The organism is Pseudomonas sp. P5_A2_2 (genome assembly GCF_054177685.1).
On record NZ_JBGCUL010001178.1, the window covers coordinates 1 to 1,260 of the forward strand.

Sequence of the window (1,260 nt, forward strand, 5' to 3'; positions counted from 1 at the left end):
GATGCCCTGGGCGACCGTGGTGGTCTTCTTAGCCTTGGCTGCTTCGAGGGCGGATATCTCGGCCTCGAAGGCTGCAGCCACATCCGCGTTTTCCTGCTTGATCAGCGCGGCGCTTCGCGCGGCATAGTCCTCCTGGGATACCAGACCGGCCTTCTGCGCCGCGTCCAGTTCCTTCTGGGCGTTTTTATAGTCGGTGACGATGTCGGCCAGGTTGTTCTTGGCGTTGTTGAAGACGGTTAGATCGACCTGGGAACCGGCTGCTTTCGGATCCTTGAACTGGTCGTTTATGTTCGCCAGGTTCTTGTCGATCGCCGCTTGATTCAGGCGCGGATCGTTCGGCGCGACCTTGCGAATGTCTTCGAGCTGCTGCTTGTACTCCTTGATCGCCTCAGTGCGCTTTTGCTCATTCGTCCATGAAGACTTGGTCAGTGCATCAACCTTCGCCATCGACGAGACGGCGTCACCCTGGGCTTTCGCCTGCTCACCTTGCCATTTGGCGATATCGGCCTCGGCATCCCTCTGGTCCTCCAGCATGTTGAGCTGATTGGTATAGAGGTCGATCATTTCCCGCTTGTTCTGGAACAAACCGATGTTACCGGCTTGGGCCGACGCCAAATTGCGGCGTGCCTGCTCGATGTCTGCACCAATATCTGGCCGGCCGATATTCTTCAGATTGTCTGCAGCGCGCGCGACAGCGTTGTAACCCTTTTCCCAGAAGCTCAGATTTTCGAGAATTCGTGGCGTGCGCTCGTTGATGGCATCGGCATATTGCTCTGTCGCCAGCTTCACCGCGCCCGCATGATTACCCTGCTCCTCCAGTGCTGCGATCTGCGAGTAAACCGAAGCCGTCAGGTAGTGGTACTGCTCATTCAGCGCAGCGGACGCCTTAACCGGGTCGTCTGCCAGTTTGGAGAACTCGGCAACTGTTTCGCTGACGGCCTTGCCGGTCGCTTCCTGCATGGACACTGCGGCCTGGGTGATTCCGGTAAAGCTCTCGCCGGCAATCTTCCCATTGCCGGCCAGAAGAGCCAGGACCTCAGCAGCCTGCCCGGTCGTGCCGACGGTGGCGCTCACTTGCCGCGCCATCTCCCCCAGTTGCCCAGCACTTACACCGGCGTAGTTGCCGGTCAGGATCAGTGACTTGTTGTAGCTGTTCTGCTCTTCGCTGCCCTTGTAATAGGCGTATGCGAGCCCGCCCACTGCCGCGGTGGCCAGCGCGAGTGGTCCAAGGATGGCGAGTAATCCTGCAGCCCCCTCGCC

At 59.3% G+C, this 1,260-nt stretch carries 1 protein-coding gene; it reads right to left on the reverse strand.

The features are described 5' to 3' along the window. Positions 1–1,260: phage tail length tape measure family protein (locus ACXRVY_RS29870; RefSeq protein ID WP_458239055.1), on the reverse strand; the 1,260-nt coding region annotated here is incomplete at both ends.